General features: G+C 37.2%; 1 protein-coding gene and 1 pseudogene. Both read right to left on the reverse strand.

Annotation, left to right across the window (positions count from 1 at the left end; genetic code table 11):
• Positions 1–51: 51 nt before the first annotated feature.
• Complete coding sequence (locus E1176_RS00320; RefSeq protein WP_155208604.1) at positions 52–363, reverse strand: DciA family protein; 312 nt, start codon at positions 361–363, stop codon at positions 52–54.
• Positions 332–619, reverse strand: a pseudogene (locus E1176_RS20120) (hypothetical protein); the annotation flags it as partial. The pseudogene E1176_RS20120 and the gene E1176_RS00320, both read right to left, overlap by 32 nt.

Below are 619 nucleotides of genomic sequence, written 5' to 3' on the forward strand. Positions count from 1 at the left end.
AAAAAAAAAGACAACATTTTTTTCAATTTCGTTTTTAAACGGTCTTAATGATCAAATAAAAACGATTTCTGACACCACTGATTTGCCTAGATGACTTTTGAAATTATCTATGATCTTTTGCTTTGACATATTAAGCTCATGCTTAAGGGGTGCCGAAGTAATTTCTACAAATAATACATCCTTTCTGATGAAGAGTCTTTCAGTGCGATTGGCAATTAGTTTGCCCATAACTTCTGCCCAGGCGCTAATCAAAGCTGCTTCGTCAAACCTATTGTTGATCTTATAGGTCTGAAGCAAATTATTGATAGCATCCCCAACTGATGTTATGTCTTTATTTCTCGGACTGTAATCCTTCTTCTTCATCTGTGCCTTTCAGCTTTCCCTCACAAATTTCGTAAAAGTTGGCGTCAATGCCTGTGTCATTTAGCAATTCTTTTGTTCGCTCGGCTCGGGCATCGGTTATAAATACCTGACCAAATTCTTGTCGGGCCATCATTGTCAGCAACTTACCAATCCTGTTTTCATCAAGCTTATCAAAAATATCATCCAACAACATAATGGGACTGCTGCCTTTAAAAGACTTTATGACATGAAAATGAGAGATCTTAAGCGCAATCAC

Source organism: Fulvivirga aurantia (genome assembly GCF_009711475.1).
Classification (GTDB): domain Bacteria; phylum Bacteroidota; class Bacteroidia; order Cytophagales; family Cyclobacteriaceae; genus Fulvivirga; species Fulvivirga aurantia.

Excerpts from the sequence above, each read along its gene's own strand:
- E1176_RS00320 (WP_155208604.1), bottom strand. The coding sequence starts at position 363 with ATGAAGAAGAAGGATTACAGTCCGAGAAATAAAGACATAACATCAGTT.